We start from the raw sequence: 3,190 nt of genomic DNA, 5'->3' as shown, positions 1-3,190 counted from the left end.
TGTTTGCCGAGTTGAATCAGGTTGTAAGCATAACCAATCGCATCCGCAGAGGTTGCACATGCGCTGGTAATGGTATGCGCCACGCCTTGTAATTTGAATGCAACGCCAACGTTTGCTGTAATGGTGTTGGTCATATTACGTGGTACAAAGAAAGGACCGACTTTACGCGCACCTTTGGTTTGCAATAATTCGTTCATTTCAATAACAGAAGCAGTTGAACCACCACCTGAACCACCCGCAATACCATAGCGTGGGTTGCCAGCTAGATCTTCAACCTTTAAACCTGCATGTTCAACTGCAGCAAGAGCTGAGTTATATGCATACATTGCACATACGCCCATAAAGCGTTTCAGTTTGCGGTCGATCCCGTCGAAATCCTGCTCGGCTGCAGCACTGACATGACTTTTGAAATTGAGTTCAGCATAAGTCGGATTAAAACGTGTTCCTGAAATCCCGTTTTGTAAAGAATGGTTTACATCCTCTAATGTATTACCAATACATGAGTTAATACCCATGCCAGTGATGACAACACGTTTCATCTACAGATCCTTATAGTTTGCTCTATGCTCAGCGGCAGATATCTGGGTTTTAAAATCGCCCAATCCAGCGCTTAGCCTTATTTCATGATGGGGAACATGATAGCAGAAAGACTTTTGAAATCTTATGGCAAATGTTATGCCGTGTGACAGTCGGTTGAGTTTGTGAGTCGGCGTGTAGGGGTTTTACTAAATGAAACAGAATAAAGTTGAGATAAACGCTGACTACACCTAGTATTTATACCAAATACAAGCACATGAATGCTGAGGTAAAAAATGGTAAATGCTAATAATAAACAATCTAATGGTCTGATTTCGAATGCCTTTGGAGTGGCGAAAAAGTTCAGTTCAACCGGATTGGATTTATTGAATCATGTTGCGCCGGATTCGGTGACTAAAGCGCTGAAGCCGTCTAACTCCGATCAGGTGATTGACGGTTCGGCGAAGACGAAAAGCGCTTTTTCAGCTAAAAAATATGATAATCCTCAGCAAATGCTTCGCGAGCATCTTCCAAATGTGTCTCGTCAACTTCTCGGGCGCCGTTTTAATACTGTGAATAATGTCGCGCATTTCGTTTCTCCCGATCTGACCGAAAAAGTATCGAATTACTTTTATGAGCGCCTCAATCAATTCAGTAATCAAACCAGTTCGGTTGATGCCATTCTGAATGAAGCGGGAGCGAAAGATTTAGAGGAATTGACTCAGGACGTCGATCGATCCAAGCGAATTTCACAGGCTTTAGGTGAACAAAACAAATGGATTGCGACGGTACAGGGTGCAGTGAGTGGTGCTTCAGGAATGCTTGGCACCGCGATTGATATTCCAGCCTCTTTACTGATGGCATTGCGTACCATTTATCAAGTCGGTCGCTCTTATGGTTTTGACCTGAGTAAAGAAGATGATCGGGAAATCGTCCAGCATATCTTTAGACAGATTGACTTGAGCCTGATTGCGGAAAAACAGACCTTGTTATTGGGTTTAAAAGCTTTAAGCAATACACTTAAAACTCATGATATCTCCCAGCTGCAAGCCATGCTAGGTTCTGATAATGATGTGAGTGCCATCAAGCAATGGTTAAGTCGTCATGAGGGAGAGGCTAAATGGGAATGGATGAATCATCTGCCAAAAATTTCGATTCTGGAGCGATTAACCAAACTGACGCCTCTGGCGGGTGCTGGGATTGGGGCTGTATATAGCTACCGTTTTGTCGAGGATGTAAATCAGAAAGCTCAGGAAGCATTCTCGCATGCACGCCAATACCTGATTCAGCATCAGGATTCGCAATTGTCTCCTTATGCTGCCTATGAGAAAGCAGTCAGTTTGTTGCAACAGGCAGCTCCGAAACTCTTAAATAGTGCCTCTCAGGAAGTTGAGATTCCGAAAGATAAGCCGATCATGGACAAAGATATTGCGATTGAGGGAAATAACACTATTACCCAGGTCAAGCTGGTCAAAAAAGAGCAGAATGATCTAAGCTCTGAAGAAGCAGAAGTGAAAGAAGATGAAAAGGTGAGTGAAGGGCTGGAGGCGCTCAACGATGAGTTGGTTGAACCTGCGGCAGACAAGCAGTCGCAACAACCGGCTTTAACCAAAACTTCATTTGACCCGGAAATCGAAGCTGAACTGCATCCAGAAGCTGCTGACGAGGCAGAAGCTGCTACAGAGACTTCACAGCAGGGTGTAGAGGATCAAGAAAATTCGGAAACTGAATCTGAAGCTCAAGACGTTACCCAAAAAGCCGGTAAAAATTCAAAAAAATAAGCGAATTTTGAAGGCAAATAAAAGCAAGCAAATATCGTGAGAAACGGCATTTGCTTGGCTTGAGTAGGTTGACCAATTTTGCATCTTGAATTACAATTGCATGCCCTCAAAAAGTAGTAGTTTTTTGGGGCTTTTTATTAACGGGAGAATTGCCAAATGGCAACAACAAATCAGTTGATCCGCAAGGGTCGTACGACTTTAGTTGAAAAATCTAAAGTTCCTGCGTTGAAGGCTTGTCCACAGCGCCGTGGTGTTTGTACACGTGTTTACACAACTACACCTAAAAAACCTAACTCAGCAATGCGTAAAGTTTGCCGTGTTCGCTTAACTTCAGGTTTCGAAGTTTCTAGCTACATCGGTGGTGAAGGCCATAACCTACAAGAGCACAGTGTTGTTCTTATCCGTGGTGGTCGTGTTAAAGACTTACCAGGTGTACGTTACCATACCGTTCGTGGTTCTTTAGACTGTGCTGGTGTTAAAGATCGTAACCAGTCTCGTTCTAAATACGGTACTAAACGTCCTAAGAAATAATTCGTTAAGAATTAAATTTTAAGAACGTAGAACCGCAATCCTTTATCGTCTCGCTTGTCTGATTTCTGCATTAATTTTGTGAAAATTCCAAGCGACGTATAGTAAGGCCAGCGAGTAGTACATGACACTTTGTACTCATGCTGGATAAACCTGAAGTGTCATCTTTATAGGTAGTTTAAAATGCCAAGACGTCGCGTAGTCGCTGCTCGTGAAATCCTTCCGGATCCTAAGTTCAGCAGCCAAACAATCGCTAAATTCATGAACCACGTAATGCAAGATGGTAAAAAATCTATTGCTGAAAGTATCGTTTACGGTGCTTTAGACCGCGTTCAAGAAAAATCTAAAGTAGACCCAGTTGAATT

At 42.9% G+C, this 3,190-nt stretch carries 3 protein-coding genes and 1 pseudogene; 3 read left to right on the top strand and 1 reads right to left on the bottom strand.

The window, feature by feature from the left end; translation table 11 throughout:
- Positions 1–539 (bottom strand): beta-ketoacyl synthase N-terminal-like domain-containing protein (locus WAK81_RS03590; RefSeq protein ID WP_422195715.1); only part of this gene is annotated, 539 nt, incomplete at its 3' end.
- 273 nt (positions 540–812) lie between these two features.
- On the opposite strand from WAK81_RS03590, the gene WAK81_RS03585 reads away from it, so the two are divergent.
- The 3 genes and pseudogenes from WAK81_RS03585 to WAK81_RS03575 all read left to right on the top strand — a co-directional run.
- Positions 813–2,297, top strand: coding sequence for an EcsC family protein (locus WAK81_RS03585; RefSeq protein ID WP_422195714.1), 1,485 nt, complete (start codon positions 813–815; stop codon positions 2,295–2,297).
- A 156-nt stretch (positions 2,298–2,453) separates the two neighbouring features.
- Entirely contained in the window at positions 2,454–2,828 is a 375-nt protein-coding gene (rpsL, locus tag WAK81_RS03580) for a 30S ribosomal protein S12 (RefSeq protein ID WP_002050319.1), read from the top strand.
- Between the two features lie 180 nt (positions 2,829–3,008).
- Positions 3,009–3,190 (top strand): annotated as a pseudogene (locus WAK81_RS03575) (30S ribosomal protein S7); the annotation flags it as partial.

The sequence above is a fragment of the Acinetobacter sp. genome (genome assembly GCF_049284435.1).
GTDB lineage: Bacteria > Pseudomonadota > Gammaproteobacteria > Pseudomonadales > Moraxellaceae > Acinetobacter.
Note: the sequence above shows the minus strand (reverse complement) of the source record. Positions and strands in the feature narration are given on the sequence as shown.